At 41.3% G+C, this 21,747-nt stretch carries 20 protein-coding genes and 1 pseudogene; 10 read left to right on the top strand and 11 right to left on the bottom strand.

Annotated features, from left to right (window positions below; genetic code table 11):
• Positions 1 to 97: 97 nt before the first annotated feature.
• Entirely contained in the window at positions 98 to 1,240 is a 1,143-nt protein-coding gene (locus PUQ00_RS04710; protein ID WP_300413640.1) for a glycosyltransferase, read from the bottom strand.
• A gap of 74 nt (positions 1,241 to 1,314) precedes the next feature.
• Positions 1,315 to 1,506 (bottom strand): hypothetical protein, encoded by a 192-nt coding sequence (locus PUQ00_RS04705; protein WP_300413638.1) that lies wholly within the window; start codon positions 1,504 to 1,506, stop codon positions 1,315 to 1,317.
• 43 nt (positions 1,507 to 1,549) lie between these two features.
• Here PUQ00_RS04705 and PUQ00_RS04700 point away from each other — a divergent pair, with 43 nt between their 5' ends.
• The gene (locus PUQ00_RS04700; protein WP_300413636.1) at positions 1,550 to 2,488 is read left to right on the top strand and encodes an NAD-dependent epimerase/dehydratase family protein; all 939 of its coding nucleotides are present in this window, start codon (positions 1,550 to 1,552) and stop codon (positions 2,486 to 2,488) included.
• Positions 2,489 to 2,542: 54 nt separating this feature from the next.
• Here the strand turns inward: PUQ00_RS04700 and PUQ00_RS04695 are convergent.
• Positions 2,543 to 3,275, bottom strand: a pseudogene (locus PUQ00_RS04695) (Uma2 family endonuclease).
• A 255-nt stretch (positions 3,276 to 3,530) separates the two neighbouring features.
• Between PUQ00_RS04695 and PUQ00_RS04690 the strand changes: the two are divergent.
• Positions 3,531 to 4,406, top strand: a complete 876-nt coding sequence (locus tag PUQ00_RS04690) for an SMP-30/gluconolactonase/LRE family protein (protein ID WP_300413634.1) — start codon at positions 3,531 to 3,533, stop codon at positions 4,404 to 4,406.
• Positions 4,407 to 4,686: 280 nt separating this feature from the next.
• Here the strand turns inward: PUQ00_RS04690 and PUQ00_RS04685 are convergent, their stop codons facing one another.
• The 3 genes from PUQ00_RS04685 to PUQ00_RS04675 all read right to left on the bottom strand — a co-directional run bounded on the left by PUQ00_RS04685 (position 4,687) and on the right by PUQ00_RS04675 (position 7,648).
• Positions 4,687 to 4,854 (bottom strand): hypothetical protein, encoded by a 168-nt coding sequence (locus PUQ00_RS04685; protein ID WP_300413632.1) that lies wholly within the window; start codon positions 4,852 to 4,854, stop codon positions 4,687 to 4,689.
• On the bottom strand, positions 4,838 to 5,227 hold the full coding sequence (locus PUQ00_RS04680; RefSeq protein ID WP_300413630.1) for a hypothetical protein: 390 nt from the start codon (positions 5,225 to 5,227) through the stop codon (positions 4,838 to 4,840). The genes PUQ00_RS04685 and PUQ00_RS04680 overlap by 17 nt, the downstream gene beginning before the upstream one ends.
• Positions 5,228 to 5,440: 213 nt before the next feature.
• Positions 5,441 to 7,648: a DEAD/DEAH box helicase gene (locus PUQ00_RS04675; protein ID WP_300413628.1), complete on the bottom strand. Its 2,208-nt coding sequence runs from the start codon at positions 7,646 to 7,648 to the stop codon at positions 5,441 to 5,443.
• 189 nt (positions 7,649 to 7,837) lie between these two features.
• Here PUQ00_RS04675 and PUQ00_RS04670 point away from each other — a divergent pair, with 189 nt between their 5' ends.
• A complete protein-coding gene (locus PUQ00_RS04670; RefSeq protein WP_300413626.1) occupies positions 7,838 to 8,227 on the top strand; it encodes a Spx/MgsR family RNA polymerase-binding regulatory protein in 390 nt (129 codons plus the stop codon).
• A gap of 154 nt (positions 8,228 to 8,381) precedes the next feature.
• Here the strand turns inward: PUQ00_RS04670 and PUQ00_RS04665 are convergent, their stop codons facing one another.
• Positions 8,382 to 9,212 (bottom strand): lectin ESA-2, encoded by an 831-nt coding sequence (locus PUQ00_RS04665; protein ID WP_300413625.1) that lies wholly within the window; start codon positions 9,210 to 9,212, stop codon positions 8,382 to 8,384.
• A 548-nt stretch (positions 9,213 to 9,760) separates the two neighbouring features.
• On the opposite strand from PUQ00_RS04665, the gene PUQ00_RS04660 reads away from it, so the two are divergent.
• From PUQ00_RS04660 to PUQ00_RS04645, 4 genes are all read left to right on the top strand, one after another.
• A complete protein-coding gene (locus tag PUQ00_RS04660) occupies positions 9,761 to 10,198 on the top strand; it encodes a DoxX family protein (protein WP_300413623.1) in 438 nt (145 codons plus the stop codon).
• Between the two features lie 23 nt (positions 10,199 to 10,221).
• The gene (locus PUQ00_RS04655) at positions 10,222 to 10,785 is read left to right on the top strand and encodes a DUF2808 domain-containing protein (protein WP_300413700.1); all 564 of its coding nucleotides are present in this window, start codon (positions 10,222 to 10,224) and stop codon (positions 10,783 to 10,785) included.
• Positions 10,786 to 10,972: 187 nt separating this feature from the next.
• Positions 10,973 to 11,095 (top strand): hypothetical protein, encoded by a 123-nt coding sequence (locus PUQ00_RS04650; protein ID WP_300413621.1) that lies wholly within the window; start codon positions 10,973 to 10,975, stop codon positions 11,093 to 11,095.
• A 7-nt stretch (positions 11,096 to 11,102) separates the two neighbouring features.
• Entirely contained in the window at positions 11,103 to 11,516 is a 414-nt protein-coding gene (locus tag PUQ00_RS04645; protein ID WP_300413619.1) for an Imm1 family immunity protein, read from the top strand.
• Between the two features lie 109 nt (positions 11,517 to 11,625).
• Here the strand turns inward: PUQ00_RS04645 and PUQ00_RS04640 are convergent, their stop codons facing one another.
• On the bottom strand, positions 11,626 to 12,201 hold the full coding sequence (locus PUQ00_RS04640; RefSeq protein ID WP_300413617.1) for a Uma2 family endonuclease: 576 nt from the start codon (positions 12,199 to 12,201) through the stop codon (positions 11,626 to 11,628).
• Between the two features lie 10 nt (positions 12,202 to 12,211).
• Positions 12,212 to 12,790 carry a Uma2 family endonuclease gene (locus PUQ00_RS04635; protein WP_300413698.1) on the bottom strand — a complete coding sequence of 193 codons (579 nt, stop codon included), beginning with the start codon at positions 12,788 to 12,790 and terminating at the stop codon, positions 12,212 to 12,214.
• Between the two features lie 195 nt (positions 12,791 to 12,985).
• On the opposite strand from PUQ00_RS04635, the gene PUQ00_RS04630 reads away from it, so the two are divergent.
• Positions 12,986 to 13,696 carry a TIGR04283 family arsenosugar biosynthesis glycosyltransferase gene (locus PUQ00_RS04630; RefSeq protein WP_300413615.1) on the top strand — a complete coding sequence of 237 codons (711 nt, stop codon included), beginning with the start codon at positions 12,986 to 12,988 and terminating at the stop codon, positions 13,694 to 13,696.
• Between the two features lie 12 nt (positions 13,697 to 13,708).
• On the opposite strand, the gene PUQ00_RS04625 is transcribed toward PUQ00_RS04630, so the two are convergent.
• Positions 13,709 to 13,999 (bottom strand): hypothetical protein, encoded by a 291-nt coding sequence (locus PUQ00_RS04625; protein WP_300413613.1) that lies wholly within the window; start codon positions 13,997 to 13,999, stop codon positions 13,709 to 13,711.
• 345 nt (positions 14,000 to 14,344) lie between these two features.
• Between PUQ00_RS04625 and PUQ00_RS04620 the strand changes: the two genes are divergently transcribed.
• Both PUQ00_RS04620 and PUQ00_RS04615 read left to right on the top strand, forming a co-directional pair.
• Positions 14,345 to 15,091, top strand: coding sequence for a TVP38/TMEM64 family protein (locus PUQ00_RS04620; RefSeq protein WP_300413611.1), 747 nt, complete (start codon positions 14,345 to 14,347; stop codon positions 15,089 to 15,091).
• A gap of 235 nt (positions 15,092 to 15,326) precedes the next feature.
• Complete coding sequence (locus PUQ00_RS04615) at positions 15,327 to 16,880, top strand: mercuric reductase (protein WP_300413609.1); 1,554 nt, start codon at positions 15,327 to 15,329, stop codon at positions 16,878 to 16,880.
• A 333-nt stretch (positions 16,881 to 17,213) separates the two neighbouring features.
• Here the strand turns inward: PUQ00_RS04615 and PUQ00_RS04610 are convergent, their stop codons facing one another.
• Positions 17,214 to 20,267, bottom strand: a complete 3,054-nt coding sequence (locus PUQ00_RS04610; RefSeq protein ID WP_300413607.1) for a PA14 domain-containing protein — start codon at positions 20,265 to 20,267, stop codon at positions 17,214 to 17,216.
• Between the last annotated feature and the right edge of the window lie 1,480 nt (positions 20,268 to 21,747).

Here is a 21,747-nt window from a genome sequence, read left to right as displayed (position 1 = left end):
TCCACACCACACATAGTCCCAATATTAAAGCCAAAATGAGGTGCTTCTGGGGGGAAATTGCCAAAAGCCCAAAAAAATAAGACGTTAACTAAGACCATCACTGCAAAAACGGTCTTTTTTCGTTGCACTTGTTTACAAAATCTAGATAACGATCTGCAAATATTTGCGGTGAAAACTGCGCGGCGTGCGATCGCATATACTCGGAACTGAACGAACCCTCATACATTTCAAACTTTTCTACTGCCTCCACCAAAGCCGCCTCTGTTTGTGTTCTGAAGAATATACCTGTCCCTGTATCCACACAAGAGCGAATATCTCGCACTGTTTCTAAAGCACCCCCTGCACCGTAGGCAATCACTGGCGTGCCACAAGCCTGTGCTTCCACTAGGGCAATACCAAAATCTTCACAAGCTGCATACACGAACGCCTTAGCCCTAGACATATATTTTTTTACCACATTATCGGGTTGCCATCCTAGTATTTGGATATTGGAGTTTGCCATCTCGCGAATCTTTTTCATTTCATCTCCTGTACCAATTACTACTAATGGTCGTTTTAGTTGATTAAAAGCGTTGACAATCAACGATATTTGCTTGTAACTCACTAACCGGGAAACTGTCAGGTAAAAGTCCTCTTTCTCAGACAGAAATGGAAATTCCGCAATATTCACTGGTGGGTAAATGACTGTTGCTTCCCGCCGATAGCAACGCCAAATTCGCCGAGCTGTATGCTTCGAGTTGGCAATGAAATAATCAACGCGATTGGCACTCAATACATCCCACTGGCGCAAACGATGTAATAAATAGCGCGTCACCCACCCAGGTAAACCACTACCCATTTTGCTGTGGCGCAGATAATCAAAGGTCAAGTCCCAGGCATAGCGCATAGGGCTGTGACAGTAGCAAATATGCATCTGTTCAGGAGTGGTAAGGATTCCTTTGGCAACAGCATGGGATGAAGACAGAATTACGTCATAATGTCGCAAATCCAGTTGTTCAATTGCCAACGGCCACAAAGGCAAGTATTTTTGTACACCGTTGCGGGCATAGGGAAAGTGCTGGAGAAACGTCTTGCCAATCTGACGCTTATATAAATAACTTTCTCTATTGCTGGATTCAAAATCGATGAGAGCATATAAATCAGCATCAATGTGATTCAAAATTTCTCGGACAACGAGTTCTGAACCACCGGTGGCTTTGGGTGTCAGCCACTCATGAACTAGAGCATATTTCAAGGGCACAGCTAACTTGAATAAATGGAAAATACAAAGGCCAACTTGATGACGTTAACTGAAAAGTTTCCCCTTGTGATTAATTAACAGCAAGCGTCCCAGATTAGCACATAGGACGTAATCTTTCCCTTAGAGGTTCCAGATAGATGCTGTAACCTGATAATCTCAGATTGGGCATTGGGCATTGGGCATTGGGCATGGGGCATGGGGCATTGGGCATTGGGCATGGGGCATTGGTTATTCTCATTGCCTCCCTCATCTCCCCCACTCCCCACTCCCCACTCCCTTGACGACAACTGATATAAAAAGGAGGAATTTATGCGAATTCTAATTATGGGTGGTACTCGGTTCATTGGTGTCTATTTGACTCAACTACTAGTGGAACAGGGACACGAGGTGGTGCTGTTCAATCGTGGGAATCGGCCAGCACCTGCTTTACAGGGAGTAGGACAAATTATAGGCGATCGCACTGATGCTACTCAATTAAAAGCAAAGTTATCACAAGAAAACTTTGATGTCATTTTTGACAATAACGGACGGGAACTTACTGATACTCAACCACTAGCAGAGATTTTTCAAGACCGGGTGCAACATTTTGTGTATATGAGTTCTGCGGGGGTGTATCTCAAATCTGACCAATTGCCTCACATAGAAGGTGATCAAGTAGATCCCAAAAGTCGCCACAAGGGTAAGCATGAAACAGAAGCTTATCTGACTCAATTGGGATTGCCCTTTACCTCTATTCGTCCTACTTATATTTACGGGCCTCGTAATTATAATGAGTTGGAAGGCTGGTTTTTTGACAGAATTGTGCGCGATCGCCCGATTCCCATCCCCGGAAATGGCTTGCATATCACACAGCTAGGTCATGTAAAAGACTTGGCACTAGCAATGACTCAGGTTTTAGGTAATAAACAGGCCATAGGACAGATTTATAATATCTCTGGCGATCGCTTTGTCACTTTTGATGGTTTAGCCCGTGCTAGTGCTGTCGCGGCTGGTAAATCACCCGATGCTGTAAAAATCGTCCATTACGACCCGAAAAAGTTTGATTTCGGCAAGCGCAAAGCTTTTCCGATGCGAGTGCAGCATTTCTTTGCTTCGGTGAACAAAGCACAAACAGAATTAAACTGGCAACCTGAATATGATTTAATTTCTGGGCTGAATGACTCCTTGGAAAATGATTATTTGGCTAATGCAAAAGACAAAGCCGAAGTAGATTTCTCTGTAGATGAGGAAATTTTAAAAGCCTTGTGAGTAAAGATATTTAGGGGTACATCGCTGTGTGCCACTACTGATGCGATCGCATTTTCATAACTCATCAGGGTTAACGCCTAACTCTCGCAGTTGTGCTGCTAATTTGTTAGCACGTTGACTTTCTCGTTCTAGTTTTTCTAGCGGCGTGGAAAGCCAATTCCCGGATGCATCATACCAACGTAGCCACAATCCGCTCAATTTGTTGGTAAGAACCTTGCCAAAGTCCTAATCCTAGTTCCAAACCCGGCATCCACACCCGTGGGATACTTAAGTCCAATTCGCTGTAGCGGTCTGCAACTAATTGGAATGCTTGGAGTTTGTCAGTGTAGCGGTCAAACACAATGTAGTAAGGAACTCGCAAAATCCGCTCATAAACTTCCCATTTGGTCGGCGGTTGCCTAATCTCCCGCAAAGTTTGTCCTAAGTCTTCTTTTTCACTGCCAGGAGAAAGCAATTTTACCACTACAAAAGGAGCAACCCCTTCTTGCCAGATAACATAACTCAGACGCAAGTTTTGCTGTTCGTAGAGACGCGAAACTCCCACAGCAGTAAACCAGTCTGGGCGTTTGTACCACAGTGTATGCCGGAGGTCATAGTGAAGGTTTAAGTCGGTGGCAACAAATACCTCCTCTGCGGATAGTTAGGTGGACAGAAGGTTTCGCGCAGAAGTTGGGGTTGAAAAAGGTGAAATTCGTCAGGCAAACCAGAGTCCTCCGGGTATTCACTGGGAAGATCATACATGGTAGGTAGGACTTCTTTGGGGGAGAGGCGGGTCTGTTTGGTACATAAGGGGAATCTTGACCGACTAACTTTAAGTTGACGGATCAGGGCAAAGGTTTGGCGAAAGTCAAAAGAAAGAATCTTTTCTTTTACCTGGGAAAGACGCGATTAATTGATTTTTAGTTTTTACTTGAACAGGAATAAATATTTTCTCTTTTTGTTTATTTTCAAGATAAATCTATTAGTTAGGCAAACTTTTGTTAACAAATTGGATCAATTACACTGAAATTACTTTTTGTAAATGGTGTCGTTGTTTGATAAAATGAACGAGTTGCAATATCCACTTCACAATGTTATAGAAGCCCGTGCCCGCTTAGGTGAAAGCCCCATCTGGGACTCTAGCCAAAACCTCCTCTACTGGGTTGATATTTATAACCATCGGGTGCATCAGTTCAATCCCGCCACGGGGAAAAACTGCTTTTTTGATGTGGGAGATGTCGTAGGTGCGATCGCCACAGCAGGTAAAGATAGATTAATTATGGCGCTGCGTCATCATCTGGCATTTCTCAACACCCAGACAGGTAAAGTTACCCCCATTTTGGAGATTGAAGGGAATCTGTCAAATAACCGTTTTAACGATGGCAAATGCGACTCTCAAGGCCGCTTTTGGTTTGGCTCAATGTGTTCTTTGGAAAAACCCCAGGCTAGCCTTTATCGCTATGATCCTGACAGTTCATTGCATGTCATAGAAATAGGATTAACTGTTTCTAATGGTTTGGGATGGAGTCCTGACGAAAAGACGTTTTACTTGACAGATTCCCCACACAAAAAAATATACGCTTACGACTTTAATTCAGTAACAGGAAACATTAGTAATCGCCGTATTTTTGTTGATTTAACTAATGAATCCTTTTACCCAGATGGGTTGACAATAGACAGTGAAGGACATATCTGGTCAGCTATGTGGGATGGATGGTGTGTGATTCGTTTCAACGCTAAGGGTGAAGAGATACTGCGAATAAAGCTACCTGTACAATTGCCAACTAGCTGTACTTTTGGGGGCGAAGATTTGCAAACACTTTACATTACCACTGCTTCAGTTGGACTCAGCCAATCAGAGATTGAAAAAAGTTTCTACTCTGGTGATTTGTTTGCTCTCCAAACTGATGTTACTGGATTACCTACTTATGATTTTTAGGAGCTAATAGTAATTCATAATTAAGAAAGTCAGATTTAATTTTAGTTTCTTCGTGAAAAGGAAGAAATACTTAACTGAACTGTATTGGCTTATAGAAGGACTTACGCACACTTTATGAATTTTCGGTACTCTTGGCATCTTGGCAACTCGATAAATTAAGCTTTTCAGCACTTTTTGCGTAAGTTGTGATCGGGTGCAAAGCCTTCATTAAGAAGGTTTCTTAAGAGGTCGGTGGAGTGGTACCACTTCACCGACTCTATCTTTTGTCATATCCCCTTTATCAATTTTCTACAATCTCTGATCTGAGACTATTGACAAATACTAGCACTTGGTATTTTTCTGTTGATTTGACCCCATTATCATCAAGGGCTTTGGCTACATCATTATAAAAAGCATTAAATTCAATGTTCGTCAGACCTCCACCAATTCCACTATGGGAAAGCTTCATAGTCCGCCCAGTATAAATACAAGACCCCACCTGTCGCTTGGCAGAATTGCTCCACTAGCAACTGACGCAGGCGCTGTTTTGAGTTGGTGCTTAAGCCAATAAAGTATTTACCAATCAGTGGATCTTTGAATATGTATCCTGCGGAAGTGTCAATGACTGCGGCAATTGCGTTGTAGCCTCCTAGCCTAGTATAGAGAGACTTTCCAGAATTATAGGCTATGGTTACTTCTGCTGCTGATTGTTGCGCTGGCAGCGTTGTTGTCGTTGTGGAACGACCAAAACTAGGGCTTAATCTGAAAACAGTCACAGTTATGACAGTGATACAAACCAATGTCAACCAGAAAACTTTTGTAAATAAACTTTGTATTTTCATCGTGAAAAATCCTTCGTTACGATACTTAACAAACTTTATTACTTTACACCGTAAAATTTCGGCAAAGTAATTACTTAAGCTTTGACTACTTTATTAAACCATGTATCACGTAATATTACTAGATAAGACTATTTTTTAACTTTTGAGAAGCATTATTTCCAAGGAAGCTAGTACCGTGTGGCGGAAGTCAAATTTCAATAGTCAAAAAGCTTGTTAGGTCTGTATTTCACTCAACCCAGAAGCGTTATATTCTCTCCACAGTGCTACTTGCTGTTTGAGTTCTCTCATATCTAAATAATCGCTAGCAAAAGCTTTTCGTAAAAGTTGGTGAGGAATAAATTTATCATATTTTTGAATTTCCGGTGCTTCTGAAGTACTGACTAAATCTTCTAGGCTAATTCTTTGCTCAGACAATGAAGCAATTTCACGATAAAGATATTTAAATTTATCCTTACCTAATTTAATTGTTAAATAATAAGGATTTACTCCGCTAATATTTGTAATTTCCAGCGATTCTCGACAGTAGGAGTTGAGTAATCTTTCTAAGGTGCGATAAGCAACCGTACCCATCCAGGGAAAAATGCAGCATTTCCCTTTTTCCAATTGACAGATATTTTGTTTATCTAATCCAACCTGCTGCACTAATTGGCGAACTTTACGTAAACGTTGCAAAGCATTTTTTTGCAAATAGCTATACTCGATATTCTCAAATAAAATTTGCTGCATTCGTTGCAAAACTTTGGTATGAATAGTACCACCACTACCACGCCAATAAATACTAGCTTTACCCTCAGCTTGTTTAACAAAAATAGCTTTCTTTTTAAAGTCAACTTCTACAACTTCCCAAGTTCTCCCAGCTAAAGCAAATTGATTGCCAACAGCAGGTGGTGTGACGATACTGCCAATTTCTGTTGCACCTTGCTTAACAATATATTCTTGTTGTTCAGCAAAGACAGCATAAAACTGAAATTTTCTCACAATCTTTTCTCCTGCCAAACCCAAAATTAATTTACCTTGCTCAGTATGCTGAATATGACCAATATCAATTAAATAGCGGAGCAATAGTTGGAAATCCTCTTTGGAAATAGCAGCAAAAGGCGGCAGACTAAAAATTTGTTTAGCTAGGGCATTAGGTGAAATTTCCCCTGTTGCTGTTAAAATACTCATTGTTTGGTGATAAAGCAAACTCAAAGGATATTTAATCGGTCTGATTGGTTCAATCCATTGCTCCTCTAAATAAAGTTGAATGATCGCGATAGACTGCAAAAGTTGCCAGGGTATTTGTTCTGGTAGAGAAGCTTCTGGTAATGGTTTATCTTCGGCACAGATAAAGCGCATATCGGCAGCTTCACCTCTTCTACCACTACGTCCTAAGCGCTGTAAAAAGCTAGCTACAGACAAGGGTGATTCTAACTGAATAACTCGTTCTAAATGACCGATATCTATGCCTAATTCTAAAGTCAGAGTTGCGGCGGTAACAGCTGGATTGTTCGGTTGACGCATGGCATTTTCAGCTGCTTGCCGCAAGCTAGCAGATATACTCCCATGATGCACATGATATATATCTGGTAGTCCTTGTTCGGTGGCAATTTGTCGCAATGATGCAATTACAGATTCGGTACGCGTCCGATTATTAGCAAATATTAGGCATTTGCGAGATTTGCTGAGGTTGAAAATATATTGTTCATCAGCTGTCGCCTCTGATTCATCTACTTCATCAGTAATATAAAAATGTTCTACAGCTAGTTTTATTTGACGTTTTATTCCGTCAATTTGCGGTGTAATCACTGGCTTGTCTGTTCCAGAACGCAACCACTCTTCAGCTATTGAGTAATCACCAATAGTCGCCGACAAACCAATACGGCGCGGTTGTTTTTGCGTCAAGTTTGCTAAACGTTGTAATTGGCATATAATTTGACAACCACGTTCTGAACCCATAAATGCATGAATTTCATCAATGATCACAAATCTTAAATCACCAAATAAGCGAAGTAGGTCATTATTTTTGTTGATTAACAAACTTTCTAAAGATTCTGGTGTAATTTGGAGAATGCCTTGAGGATTCTTTAAAAGCTTGTTTTTTCGACTTTGAGAAACATCACCGTGCCAGTGCCAAACTGGAATATCTGCTTCTTTGAGTAAGTGGTTGAGGCGCTCAAATTGATCATTAATTAAAGCTTTGATGGGACTAATATATAATGCCCCTATAGTTGCAGCAGGGTTAGCATGTAATAGAGTCAAAACTGGCAGAAAGGCTGCTTCTGTTTTACCCGCAGCAGTTGCAGCAGTAACTAGCAAGTGAGCATCAGTGTCAAATATAACTTGACAAGCGGCAATTTGAACTGGCCGCAATTCAGTCCACTGGTGATGATAAATATATTCTTGGATAAAGGGTGCGAGTCGGCTAAAGGCATCGCTCATGTTTTTTATGGATGAAAGTGTTAGTAAAACTACTCCTTGGTATTTCAGAGAGTTCGATACTTGGAATTACCGATTGCTAAAAGCGATCGCTACCCTTAAATTTCTGCCATAGAGATTCAACGACAAGAACATTGGTGGCAGAAGTTCCACCTGCTATGTGATATATGGAGATTGTTGCTTAATTATTTTATGTCTATTCAAGTCTACGGAATTCCCAATTGCAGCACTTGCAAAAAAGCTTTGACATGGCTCCAACACAACAACATTGACCATGAGTTTATCAACACTAAAGATACTCCGCCGACCCGTGAGATGATTCAAAAGTGGGTAAAGTCTTTGGGTTTTGCTCCCATGCGAAACACCTCCGGTCAATCTTACCGCGCTTTAGGAGATGAAAAGAAGACTTGGGCTGATGAACAGTGGGTTGATGCATTTACTCACGATCTAATGCTGCTCAAACGTCCACTTTTGGTCAAAAATGGAACAGCTGTGCTGGTTGGCTTTAGAGACAAGGGAATAGTTCGAGAAAAATTAGATTTAGCTCCAGGAGTGCTGAGTGCTGAGTTACCCCATAGTTAAAGCTAGGGGGTAACTATATTATTTGGCGTTATTATAGCGTTTCTTAATCATACAAGTTACAATAGCCCCCTGCCCACTGTTTCGTGGGCAGGGGGTTGGGGGTGGGGTTCTTGTACCTCACTTAACCGAGAATCGGTATAGCGCGATCGCCTTTTTAGATTTGGCTTGATCGGAAGCCGATAGGCCCTTCACCAGAATATGTTGTAGTTCCAGTTAGGTTCTTCCCACCATCACTAGATGTGACGTTGAGCGCCACTACATTCTGTCCCACACGACTACCGATTAGCCAAGTCCCACCAGGATTCCACGGCGCTGTATTACCACCCCACTGGTTTTCTACTGTGTAATTGTTGCTGCCGATAATGTTACCTTTAAAGCCGATGGGACCTTCACCAGCATAAGTGATAGTTCCAGTCAGGGTTTTACCATTGTCGCTGGATGTAATATCGATCGCAACAACATTTTGATTTGCCCGAGAGCCAAGTACCCAAGCCCCACCAGGATTCCACGGAGCAGATGAGCCTCCCCATTGGTTTTCTACGTTGTAGACACGGCCATCAACAGCAGCACTCTTAAAACCGATGGGGCCTTCACCAGAATAGGTGATAGTTCCAGTCAGGGTTTTACCATTGTCGCTTGATGTAACATCGATCGCAACAACATTTTGATTTCCCCGAGAGCCAAGTACCCAAGTCCCGCCGGGATTCCACGCAGCAGATGAGCCTCCCCACTGGTTTTCTACGTTGTAGCTGTCGCTCCCAGTTAAGTTAGCCTTAAAACCGATGGGGCCTTCACCAGAATATGTCGTGGTTCCAGTAAGTGTCTTGCCGTTGTCACTGGATGAAACTTTGAGTTGGACAATACGCTGATCTGCTCTAGCTCCAATTATCCATACTCCACCAGGATTCCACGGAGCAGAAGCGCCACCCCACTGATTTTGTACATTGTATAAATTATTAGCGTTGGTTGTTGTTGTAGTTGTCATTTTTTTCTCCGAAGTTTTGATCGTTTAGTCAAAGTGAATCTATAGCAATCCGATTTGATTGCGGAAAAAAGTACGCACAATTAATTAACAATACCTTTGCCAACTTACAAGGCTTGACATAGAAAAAACCTAAGATTTTAAACGCTTCTTTTTGCCATCTAACAAAAAATTCAGTCAAGAATATTCTGTTCTGTATGGTTTTGTCGAAGTCGTTTTAAGTGTCGTTACGTCTAAGTACAGCTTCTACATTTTGCCTTAGAATCAAGTAAGCACTTAGCAAAAGTATTATTAAGCAGCAAATATTAGCTTTTTAGGCTGCCGTCATTATACTAATGCCATTGTAGTCAAAATGACAAGGGCTGTTAAGAAAATTTTTAATAAAAATGTTGTTTTTGTTTACCAACCGAGCCGTGATGTAGTTAGTAAGTCGCTTGATGCAGTCCTGTATAGCCCCTCAGATTTTTTCCTTTGGAGGGGATTTTATTGCAGATTAACATCCGTCAGTCAAACTGAAGTAATAAGGGCGAGTATATAATGAAGCAAAAACCATGAAGAAGTATCAGGAAATATTACGTGTCGTCCTTGCTATATCTATTATTGTGGTGGGAGTGACACACTTTGTGATTCCAGAACCATTTGTCAAAATTGTGCCGCCACAACTACCTTACCCTTTAGGATTAGTTTATCTCAGTGGCTTTTATGAAATTTTGGGTGGTATTGGGTTATTAGTCCCGCCTGTAAGTCAAGCTGCTGCTTGGGGACTTATTGCTCTTTTTATTGCGGTTTTCCCTGCCAATATCAACATGGCGGTTAATCATATTCAGCTAGAACATATACCAAACTCACCTTGGCTACACGTAGTCAGACTTCCCTTTCAAGCAGTTTTAATTGCTTGGGCTTGGTGGTACACGAAATCTTCTGATTCTGAAAAACAAGCTTCTATCATTCCCAAGTCACTGATTCCCAAAGAACTAAAATTGAAATGAGTGCGTTTTTTATATCTAAAATCATGCGCGTTGCAACTTTGTTTGGGATAACACTCTCGTTAGCAATAAGTATTGCAGGAGTTGCTGTGACGGTGACTCAAGCAGTGCAGCTCAGAGATGGTACTGTTTACTTTGTCGAACCGCCGAAACTTGTTAAAGCGACAACTACTTACAATGATGTGAATATTTTGGGCGGAACTTATTATTTTACTATTAACGTGCCGGAGAATGCTGGAGAATCCCTTCAGAAGGTAACGATCGCACAAAAGGAGGGAGCAGAAGACATCGACTACAATCTTAATGATACCCGCGCCTTTGTCGGAACGAGCAATCGCAAAGAAACGCGACTAAAACTAGGCCCAGTCACAAACGAGCGCAAAACACGCACAATATCTGTGAACTTTGACCCGCCTGTAACTCCGGGACAGATTATTACAATCGCCCTCCGCCCTGTGAATAATCCCAGCTTTTCTGGTGTCTACTTATTAGGTGTCACAGCGTTCCCGGTGGGTGAGAAATCCCACGGGCAATTTCTGGGCTTTGGACGGTTTCAGTTTTACAGCAATAGGGGAAGCTGGTTTCCATAAACAAGGCAAGTTTTGGTAATGACAGCTTGTTGTGGAATCACGAACGCTTAATCTGATTGAGAACTAATAGGGTAAGCGATCGCTTGCAAAAGTTTGGGATAATACTGAGGAGTACATCTACAGTTATATTAAGTGCGATCGCATTCCAAGTGCTGTTTTAAATCGTCTATTTAATGGCAAAGCTGCAATGGCTCTTGAGTTGCATAACTTCGTTTGGGAAGGAGAACGTCTAGTACAGGTAGAAACTCAACCTATCGAAGAAATTGAAGTTATTAGCCCTAGCGGTCGTCAGATTATTACGCTGAAGTGAGGTTGATATGTTCATTTCTAAGTTTTCAGTTGAACATTGGCTCGGAAATCAGAATAGAGGATGTGTAGAACAAGCACAGAGTTGGTTAGAAATAGAAGCAGCTATTAAAGAATTAAATGGGCAGCGTAAGACCCTTGTAACTCTAGAAACTGAGGGTGAAACTCATATGGCTATTGGTGGTGGTATACAAAAATACATGGTGTATGTGACGTTTGATAATGATAATTTTCATTACCTTGTTGATCCATCAAAGTCAGACACAGATGAAACTGTAATAGTTGGGGGGCAAGAAGGTATCTACCCTGCTAAGTCATGCATTGATTTAAATAGAACCCTTAAAGCGGCTAAGACATTTGCAGAACTTGGAACTATGGAAAAATCAGTAATTTGGGAACAAGATGGAGTTGTTGAGCCAGTATAGTAGGTTTTTCCAAATTTAGACCCCGCCTTACTGCTGCGTTATATCGCAATGCCTGACCAGTACGATGCTATTATTCAATTTGAGCAAGTAATCCGAAATCAATAAATATTTATCCCCAGATTATTTGCAAATTTAAAATAAATGGTAAAACATCTTCTCCTGATAATTCTTGTGGAGATTCTAATATTTCTATCGGTTTACCAAGACGATAAATTTCTACTTGATGCGTTTTGGGATTAATTAACCAACCTAATTTTACTCCGTTATTTATATATTCTTGCATTTTCGCTTGCGTTTCCCGCAAACTCTCACTGGGTGACATTAATTCTAAAACAAAATCTGGGGCGATTGGCGGAAACTTTTCTTGCTGTTCGGGTGTGAGTGCATTCCATCTATCTTTTTTTATCCAAGCGACATCAGGAGAACGGTTTGCACCATTAGGAAGTTTAAAGCAGGTGGAAGAATCAAAGCAAACTCCTAGTTGAGTTTGGCGATTCCAAAACACAAAATCTGCTGCAATTTCAATATTACAATTTCCAGTTTCTCCCCCTGTAGGTGACATTATCAGTAGTTCTCCGGCTGCATTGCGTTCAAATTTGACTTCCGGGTTTTCCCGACACAACTGATAAAATTGGTTGTCAGTGAGTTGGATAATGGGGTTTAAGTTAATAGCAATCGCGGTCATAAATAAATATTTATCTCCAGATTATTTGCAAATTTAAAATAAACCCTGGTAAAACATCTTCTCCTGATAATTGTTGTGGAGATGTTAATATTTCCACTGGTTGACTAAGACGATAAATTTCTACCTGACGCATTTTTGGATTAATTAACCAACCTAATTTCACTCCGTTATCGATATATTCCTGCACTTTATCTTGCGTTTCTCTCAAAGTATCGCTGGGTGACATTAACTCTAAAACAAAATCTGGGGCAATTGGGGGGAACTTTTCTTTTTGTTCAAGTGTGAGTGTATCCCATCGCTCTTGTCTAATCCAAGCGACATCAGGAGAACGGTTTGCACCATTGGGAAGTTTAAAGCAAGTGGAAGAATCGAAGCCAACTCCTAGTTGAGTTTGGCGATTCCAAATCACAAAATCTGCCGTCATTTCAAAATTACGATTTCCAGTTTCTCTACCTGTGGGTGGCATGATTAAAAGTTCTCCGGCTGCATTGCGTTCAAATTTGACTTCCGGGTTTTGCCGACAGAGTTGATAAAATTGGTTGTCAGTGAGTTGAATAATGGGGTTTAAGTTGACGGTAATAGCTGTCATAGTAATTATGTTGGGGATAACATCAACTTTAGCTAGATTGCAAGCGAACTTGTAGGTAGCGATCGCTTTTAAATGATAGATTACCTGATTGAAAACCAATAGAGTGAACTACCACACACCTATGGTAAACAGATTTATTGTGGATTATTGTACATAATTTAGAACAGGCGATTAGCTTATGCAGTCAGTCAAAGTATGAATCAGAATATTGGAAGTACGAAAATTTCTATTATTATTCCAACTTTCAATGAAGTGGGGAATATCAAAGAAGCAATTGCAACTACTCAACAGAGTACAAATATAGAAATAATTGTCGTAGATGCTGGCTCAGAGGATGGCACAGTAAAAATTGCTCAGTCATTAGGTATCAAAGTTATTTCATCATCTCCCGGTCGGGCTGTTCAAATGAACACCGGTGCTGTAGCTGCTAACGGTAATATTCTGTTATTTCTCCATGCAGATACCCGTTTACCGACTGGGTTTGATGACATGATTCGTATGGCGCTACAACAGCCTGGGACTGTGGCTGGTGCGTTTAACTTGCGGATTGATGCATCACTTTTAAGTTTACGATGGGTGGAGTGGGGAGTAAATATGCGATCGCATTTTTGCCAAATGCCCTATGGCGACCAAGCAATTTTTTTAACAAAAGCAGTATTTCAGCAAATCGGCGGTTTTCCTGAATTGCCCATCATGGAAGACTTTGAACTCATGCGTCGTTTAAAACGCACCGGACGCATTGTAATTATTCCCACACCAGTTGTAACTTCAGCCCGTAGATGGTTGCAAAAAGGAGTTTTCAAAACTACGATACTTAATCAAATAGTAATTATTGCTTATTTACTCGGTATTTCACCCAAGCGAATTTGTAGCTGGTATCGCCGAGAAAAATTTAAGAGGGTTTAAGCTATTTCTGATCTAGATAGTATATCTTAGCGGTATTCGATTTAAGGTGTAAATGTCAACTTCGAGCTTCAGAAGGTCAACTTCGAGCTTCAAAAGGTCAACTTCAAGCCTCAGAAGGTCAACATTAAGCCTCAAAAGGTCAACTTCAAGCCTCAGAAGGTCAACATTAAGCCTCAGAAGGTCAACATTGAGCCTCAGAAGGTCAACGTCGAGCCTCAGAAGGTCAACATTGAGCCTCAGAAGGTCAACTTCGAGCCTCAGAAGGTCAACGTCAAGCCTCAGAAGGTCAACGTCGAGCCTCAAAAGGTCAACATTGAGCTAGGGTAAATAGAATTCGCACACCAGGTGCTTCTCCCAAGGGGGCTAAGGTGTACACACAAGTCCTAAAAACGTAGTTTGATGAGGTTTTCCTCGTTCCCATACTCAGTATGGGAATGCATTCATTGAGTCAGAGACTCAATTCCGACTCAATATTTAACTGGAGGCAGCAGCCCCTAATTAGCCATTGCCATGAAGAGCATGGGAACGAGAGAATAATGTCCAGCTTTTTTCGACTTGTGTCCGTAGCCCAAGGGGGAGAGGCGACTGACGTACGGTTTCTAACTGCCCTTTTAACTGATTTAAAAATTCCTCTTACCCCTGCAAGTTATGAACAAGCAATTTATCACAAATCGATTTAGATTAATTTTATTAATATTACTAGTAAGTAGCTTTGCTTTTTTGTTAAACACAGACTTTGCCTTGGCACAAAAATCTGCAAATCTAAATTCTTTTAATCCCCAAGCTATTTTACGCGAAGCCTTGCAGTGGATTGATAGCCTCGGTGCGGTGGGAATCATAGCTTTTATTGCCCTTTACATTATTGCTAGCGTCGCTCTTTTTCCAGGTTCTATTCTCACCTTGGGAGCGGGTGTAATTTTTGGTGCAGTTTGGGGTTCTCTCTACGTGTTCATTGGGGCAACCCTTGGCGCTACTGCTGCTTTCCTTGTGGGACGTTATTTAGCAAGGGACTGGGTTGCTGCTAAAATCGCAGATAACAAAAAATTTGCCGCCATTGACCAAGCTGTTGGTAGAGAAGGATTAAAAATTGTCCTGTTAACGCGACTGTCTCCCATATTTCCTTTTATTTTGTTGAACTATGCTTTTGGAATTACCGGAGTTTCACTTAAAGATTACTTCATCGGCTCTGTAGGTATGATTCCCGGAACCATCATGTATGTTTATATTGGTTCTCTTGCGGGTAATCTGGCCATGATTGGGACTGAGGCTCAACCTACCAACCCGACTTTACAATGGGCAATTCGGATTTTGGGTTTGATTGCTACAGTCGCTGTGACAGTTTATGTAACCCGGATTGCGCGGAAAGCTTTGGAAGAGAAGGTAAGTAGCAATTAAAAATTCTAACCCCTTCTGCTAAAGACAAATTATCCCTTGCTGAAACCTTTATACAGGAAAGCTTTAATAGTATCTGTCAATTCCAGACGGACAAAACAGTTCAAAGGCTGTATTCATTGTTAAATAAGCTTTAAAAATAAAAGATTGAGCCGCCTAAATTTACAGGTATTCTTAATTTTGAATACCGCAAAGGCGCTGACTTGAGCATTTTTAATTCTCAAATGAGGTTCCACCAATGACCAATTCAGAATTCGAGAGAGTTACAGTTCGCCCAATGGATGAGTATAACCAAAAGTTGGTGTCTTACGTCCATCCGCCAAATTGGCTTAATCCTCAACCCGCCGATGTTTACGACTTGGTAGTAATTGGTGCTGGTACGGCGGGATTAGTAGTGGCGGCGGGTGCGGCGGCTCTGGATTTGGGTTTAAAAGTGGCGTTGATTGAAAAGCATCTCATGGGTGGGGATTGCTTAAATGTTGGTTGCGTACCATCTAAAACTATTATTCGGTCTGCCCGCGTCGTTGGCGAAATCTGGGATGCTCAAGACTTGGGAGTTAATATTCCTCAACAGAATAATATTGATGTTGATTTTCCCAAAGTCATGGCCAGAATGCGGCGCATAAGAGCTGATATCAGCCATAACGACTCGGCGGAGCGGTTCTCATCGTTGGGTGTCGATGTCTTTTTGGGTAGCGGTCGATTTGCGAGTAAAAATACCGTGGAAGTTGGTGACAAAACTCTCCGGTTTAAAAAAGCTGTAATTGCTACTGGCGCAAGAGCTGCACAACTGTCGATTCCGGGAATTGAAAAGGCGGGTTATCTAACTAATGAGACAGTTTTTTCGCTGATTCAACGACCGGAACGTTTGGTGGTGATTGGTGGCGGCCCCATTGGCTGCGAATTGGCGCAGGCTTTTGGGCGCTTGGGTTGTGAGGTGATACTTTTGCATAGCGGTTCTCATCTTCTGAATAAAGAAGATGCCCAGGCGGCTGAAATTCTCCAAAAGGTTTTGATTAGCGAAGGAATTCGCGTGGTACTGAATTCCAAATTAGAAGAAGTGGTAACTGTTACCCAGGGTAAACGGCTTTACTTTTCCGCCAATGGTCATCGAGATTCGGTTACAGTAGATGAAATTTTAGTCGGTGCGGGGCGATCGCCGAATGTGGAAGGTTTAAATTTAGAAGCAGTGGGTGTAGAATACGACAAGCACCAAGGTGTGAAGGTAAATGATTATCTCCAGACGACCAATCCCAAAATTTATGCAGCTGGCGATATCTGCATGAACTGGAAGTTTACCCATGCTGCTGATGCCGCAGCGCGGATTGTGATTAAAAATACGCTGTTTTCTCCCTTTGGCTTAGGACGCTCCAAACTCAGTAGTCTGGTAATGCCTTGGGTAACTTATACTGACCCAGAAATTGCCCATGTAGGGATGTACGAACATGAGGCGCAGAAATTGGGTATTGAGGTGACGACAATCAAGATAGCTTTTAATAGTGTAGATCGAGCGATCGCAGATGGTGAAGAGTCAGGATTTCTTAAAATTCACCATAAAAAAGGGTCTGATAAAATTATCGGTGCAACTATTGTCGCCAGTCACGCGGGTGAGATGATATCAGAAGTGACTACGGCAATGGTGAATCAGATCGGTTTGAGTAAGTTAAGCAGTGTAATTCATCCTTATCCGACTCAAGCCGAAGCTATTAAAAAAGCAGCTGATGCTTATCGTCGTACACTCCTGACATCAAATACTAAAAAATTATTGGGATTTCTGACCAAGTTTTCTTGACCAAAATCAGTGAACATTTATCTGACTGTTCACTGATAACTAATAACTTTGATCAATAAAGGCAGCAGGCAGGAGGAAACTGCCTTCAGTAAGGGTTTTAAACCCCCACTGTTGTCTAAGTACAGCATTTCATAAATCCGTGACGAATTGAGCGACCGACTAGTAAGGCTTTGCGAGATTTAATAACGCTACGAACTTGTGAAATACTGTACTAAGCTTACCGTAGGGTACGGCTCTTTACGTGGCTCCAAATCATCCAAGGTGGTCACTGTAGCTTTGCCGAAGTGTAGAATTTCCTTGGAGTTTGCTCCTCTTACCTCCTTCAAGTCATCTCTAAACAGGTCGGAAGCGATCAATTTCGCCGTCAGTGTAGTTTGCGTAGTAGAGATTACCATCCAGTCCAGTAGTAATTTGTACAGGTACTCCTAGATTAGGTGTGTCTGCATCGGAAGCAAACCGCTTAATTGAGACAACTTTACCCTGGCTATTGAATGTCAAAGCATCGATGGTTCCTTGACTGAAATCACCAACGAATAAGGCACCTTGATAGATTGATGGGAAAGTCTTGCCTGTGTAAAAGTCACCCATAGTAATCGAATTGGAACCAAAATGCTTGTAAGTGTAAGCTGGTGCTGTAACAGTTTTGCCACTACTATAAAAGTTTTGGGCTGCATCTAGGGTAGAATATTGTGGTTGTTTGAGGCTGACGATATTATTATTCGCATCAAGGCCGCCTTCAAAGAATGGCCAGCCAAAGTTAGCTCCTGGTTTTGCGATATTTATTTCTTCGTAATGACTGAAGCCAACATCACCAATATAGGGGGTATTGGTTTTTTTATCAATTGTGAAACGGAAGGGGTTACGCAGACCGAAGCTATAAACTTTGGAACTATTGCTATTGGGATCACCGTTGTAGAAAGGATTATTTGAAAAGCCTTGACCAGTAATCGCATTAATCCGCAGGAGCTTACCGGACAGATTATCCACATCCTGAGCGCGAATTGCTCGCGGGTCTATCCCATTGTAGGAAGTGCCATCTCCGAAGCTAACAAACAGAGAACCATCAGTACCAAAGTGCACAGCACCAACTGAGTGAGATTCACTATCGCCAGCTACAAAATTCTGGATATTTTCGACTTTATCGAGATTATTCAGATAATCCTGCAAACTGGTAAACCGTTTACCAGTATCTTTGTTGATAATTCCTGATGGTGCATAGCCAAGTGTAATATCTGTGCTATTTCCATCTGGGTGGCTGATATTGTCCCAAGTGCCATTTGTGCCGATCAGCACAACTTCGCTGCCAGCAATAGCAGTAGTGTAATTAGTGTTGGGGTCAGCTGTGATGCGAGTTAGCCGTGAAGTACGATTCCCACTCTGATCGGGATTGTCTAAGAACTGATTGGGATTGTTCTTAGAATTGTTTGGATTAGTTTCTGGTGGATCGTAAGCATACAACAAGTAAACATAGTTATTGCCGTTTGGACTTTTGCCAAAATCTGGATTTACGGCAATGCCTAACAGACCGCGATCGTGCGCACTATTTACCTCTCCAGAAATATCGACAAATGGTGTTGATAATAAGCTGCCGTTTTTCAAGACTCGCACTACCCCATTTTTCTGGGCAATGAACATGGTCTTACCGTCAGATGTCCAGTCAAAAGCTGTGGGTTGAGTCAAACCAGAAGCTACCGTATCTAAAGCAAAGTTACCAGAGTCATTATCGAGAATAGTGATAGTTGCCTGTTGAGTTGTTAGTTTCACTCCAACTGCGTTACTGAACTTCAAAGTAAATGTTTCATCTGACTCATCAACGGTGTCATTAATAATCGGGATAACAATGGTCTTGCTGCTTTCTCCGGCTGCAAAATTCAAGGTTCCAGATGCAGCCTTATAGTCAGATCCCGCTTTCGCAGTCCCATCCACGGTTATATAGTTCAGACTAGCAGCCCCCAAAGCGTTACCTCGTGTAACTGTCACCGTCGCAGAACCGTCACCCTCATTAACTGTTGGGTTAGTGAAGTCGAGTGCAGAGCTATCGTTATCTTGAATCGTAATTGCGAGAGTTCTTTGGAGTCCTAGTGTTGCCCCCTGTGACTGATCAATGACAAAATTAAAGGTTTCATCAGCTTCTGCTAAGGAATCGTCATTGATTGGAATGGATACCTGTTTGCTGCTTTCTCCCGGCGCAAAAATAACTGTTCCAGCGCTTTCAATGCCTTCACTTCCGTAGTCAACTCCTGCTGTGGCAGTACCAGAGAAGGTGGCATACTTGATTGATGATGTGCCGCTTAAATCGCCATTCCTCAGTAAAGTAACGGATACATTACCATCGCCTTCGTTTACAGTCGTGGAAGATGATCCTAAGGTGATAGTGGACTGAAGATATGGTGAATACAGTTGGGACTGGGGAATGATTTCCTTTGGCTGAGAGGCGCTTGACCAAGATAGTTGAGAAACGGCAGAGTAAGTATTTTCGTAATACTCAAGTTTAATATCGTACTTCTGACCTGCAACCAGTGCGATCGAGCCACTGTATTCTGTAGCCGAGTGATCGTTAAACTGATTGATGATTTGTTGACCATTTACCGACAGTCGTACACCATCATCACTAGTGGTGTAGAACTTGTAAGTTTCGCTGTACTCGGCTTGCACTTGACCTGTCCAACGCACTGAGAAGGTATCTGCACCGATAGACTGATCTGGAGAATTAGTGCCCCAGATAAAGTTCACCGTCGGATCTGTGCGACTTAGCTTCAGGTTTGTGAAGTCGATGTTGTCGTAGTACTCTGCTTTGAGTCCGTTACCATTACCAGGTACGTTGCCATTACTACTATACAGTTGGGACTGGGGAATGATTTCCTTTGCCTGAGAGGCGCTTGACCAAGACAGTTGAGAAACGGCAGAGTAAGTATTTTCGTAATACTCAAGTTTAATATCGTACTTCTGACCTGCAACCAGTGCGATCGAGCCACTGTATTCTGTAGCCGAGTGATCGTTAAACTGATTGATGATTTGTTGACCATTTACCGACAGTCGTACACCATCATCACTAGTGGTGTAGAACTTGTAAGTTTCGCTGTACTCGGCTTGCACTTGACCTGTCCAACGCACTGAGAAGGTATCTGCACCGATAGACTGATCTGGAGAATTAGTGCCCCAGATAAAGTTCACCGTCGGATCTGTGCGACTTAGCTTCAGGTTTGTAAAGTCGATGTTGTCGTAGTACTCTGCTTTGAGTCCATCTCCCTGAGAGAGCACGCTGCTAGCCGAACCAGAAATACTGGATTGTCCCTGACCAATGTTTTCTAGAGGTGATTGAGTACCAATTACTGGACTTGCAGATGTTGACAACTCTTGATTAAGACTTTTATTTTGTTCAATCATTCAGATATATGCCTCGCAATAGTGCTAAAACTAAAACCATAATCAATGCTTCTGGATTAGTTTTATGTTGAATATTTTCAACATATTAATAAGCTATTATTGTTTGCCTATTAACATATTTATTAATGCTGATCCTATTTCACTCAATTGCTGATACAAATTCTTTTTTTTATGTATACCCTTTTGCTAATCTGCTGCCTATTCGCATCAACATTAAAATAAAAGAGTATGACGTGATATATCCTCCTATATCTTTTCTGAAAGCGGATATATAGAAAAATATGTATGGCAAAAAATACTGAAGATTAGTTGAAGGGCGTATAAGTCCTTCTTAATCTTTGTTTTCTTCCTACAAATTTCTCAATTTTTAATGCATGCAAATTCAGTTTGGTGAATTTAATAAAAAATTATAAATCACCATTGATTGAGAGCTTTTAATCTCACTGATGTGCAAATGCATGAAGTTGATGCCAACCAACGCCCAGTCGGGGCAGATACATACTTAAGCAAGCAAGTCTACTAAACGTAATAATTTTTACATACTTTACCTAAGTATTATGCTGAGATCAATCAACTACACAACTACACATTTGACACTAGATCATGGTATTGTGTCTATCTTTTTTGTGAAACTTTGTTTAAATATTCACATTGATATATTCTTTTTAAAGAAATCTCAAAGTTTTGATGAGCTTTAAATAAAAATTGCTCACATATATAGCGGCTGCCATAATGGTTAGGACAAGTCTGCTATAGATAGCTGTGACAGCCGCTCTCTTAGGATTTGCAAATGTCCTAAACTATCTGTCCACGGCTATAAATGATCTCATGCTTTTTCTCTGCCTAGATATTAATTGTATAAAATTTGTATAAATAAAACTTGTGATATTTAAAGATTTTAAAAAGTATTCTTTATCTATGCTTCATTTTGATTATCAATTCATATCTTTATTACAAGAGCCAGCAGTGATATAGTACTAACCTCAAGTCAGTGGAGCGAAAAGTTTTGCAAAAGCCTCACCAGTCATGCCTTTAAGCTAGGAAACACAATCTGCTGGAATTAATAAATTATTGTATTTTTCGAGTAAACCTGTTGTAGGTGGACTATCCAGCGAATCACCAGGAATTCTCAGCCTCCGAAACCCTTACTATTTTGTTAATTTACAAAGTTAGGACTTACGCATCAAGTACAAAATTTAGGAGCAACTCATGAATTGCCCCTACGGCAAATCATGGCTTTCACTGCCTTTTTGCGTAAGTCTTGAAAGTTTTCAATTTACTGAAAGTAGGAAATATTACAAGCGTATTACAAATGTGGCGTTGCACATTCCCACTTTTGCCTAGACTAGGGTTTCCCAGAAACAATGCACACTTTGGCTTTTTGTTTGCTTTCTAAGGATGAGGCGATGGAGGTTTAATATCTCGACTACAGGGTTCAAGAACGGTTAATCGAGAAACAAAGCCAAGAAGTCCGCGATAT

It is taken from the genome of Nostoc sp. S13, from assembly GCF_029379315.1.
Classification (GTDB): domain Bacteria; phylum Cyanobacteriota; class Cyanobacteriia; order Cyanobacteriales; family Nostocaceae; genus Nostoc.
This window is presented reverse-complemented; position numbering and strand designations above follow the sequence as displayed.

Bases quoted from the DNA above. Each gene is read 5' to 3' on its own strand.
- PUQ00_RS04700 (WP_300413636.1), top strand. From the start codon at position 1,550: ATGCGAATTCTAATTATGGGTGGTACTCGGTTCATTGGTGTCTATTTG.
- PUQ00_RS04690 (WP_300413634.1), top strand. From the start codon at position 3,531: ATGAACGAGTTGCAATATCCACTTCACAATGTTATAGAAGCCCGTGCC.
- PUQ00_RS04685 (WP_300413632.1), bottom strand. From the start codon at position 4,854: ATGAAGCTTTCCCATAGTGGAATTGGTGGAGGTCTGACGAACATTGAA.
- PUQ00_RS04680 (WP_300413630.1), bottom strand. From the start codon at position 5,227: ATGAAAATACAAAGTTTATTTACAAAAGTTTTCTGGTTGACATTGGTT.
- PUQ00_RS04675 (WP_300413628.1), bottom strand. From the start codon at position 7,648: ATGAGCGATGCCTTTAGCCGACTCGCACCCTTTATCCAAGAATATATT.
- PUQ00_RS04670 (WP_300413626.1), top strand. From the start codon at position 7,838: ATGTCTATTCAAGTCTACGGAATTCCCAATTGCAGCACTTGCAAAAAA.
- PUQ00_RS04665 (WP_300413625.1), bottom strand. From the start codon at position 9,212: ATGACAACTACAACAACAACCAACGCTAATAATTTATACAATGTACAA.
- PUQ00_RS04660 (WP_300413623.1), top strand. From the start codon at position 9,761: ATGAAGAAGTATCAGGAAATATTACGTGTCGTCCTTGCTATATCTATT.
- PUQ00_RS04655 (WP_300413700.1), top strand. From the start codon at position 10,222: ATGCGCGTTGCAACTTTGTTTGGGATAACACTCTCGTTAGCAATAAGT.
- PUQ00_RS04650 (WP_300413621.1), top strand. From the start codon at position 10,973: ATGGCTCTTGAGTTGCATAACTTCGTTTGGGAAGGAGAACGTCTAGTA.
- PUQ00_RS04645 (WP_300413619.1), top strand. From the start codon at position 11,103: ATGTTCATTTCTAAGTTTTCAGTTGAACATTGGCTCGGAAATCAGAAT.
- PUQ00_RS04640 (WP_300413617.1), bottom strand. From the start codon at position 12,201: ATGACCGCGATTGCTATTAACTTAAACCCCATTATCCAACTCACTGAC.
- PUQ00_RS04635 (WP_300413698.1), bottom strand. From the start codon at position 12,790: ATGACAGCTATTACCGTCAACTTAAACCCCATTATTCAACTCACTGAC.
- PUQ00_RS04630 (WP_300413615.1), top strand. From the start codon at position 12,986: ATGAATCAGAATATTGGAAGTACGAAAATTTCTATTATTATTCCAACT.
- PUQ00_RS04620 (WP_300413611.1), top strand. From the start codon at position 14,345: ATGAACAAGCAATTTATCACAAATCGATTTAGATTAATTTTATTAATA.
- PUQ00_RS04615 (WP_300413609.1), top strand. From the start codon at position 15,327: ATGACCAATTCAGAATTCGAGAGAGTTACAGTTCGCCCAATGGATGAG.
- PUQ00_RS04610 (WP_300413607.1), bottom strand. From the start codon at position 20,267: ATGATTGAACAAAATAAAAGTCTTAATCAAGAGTTGTCAACATCTGCA.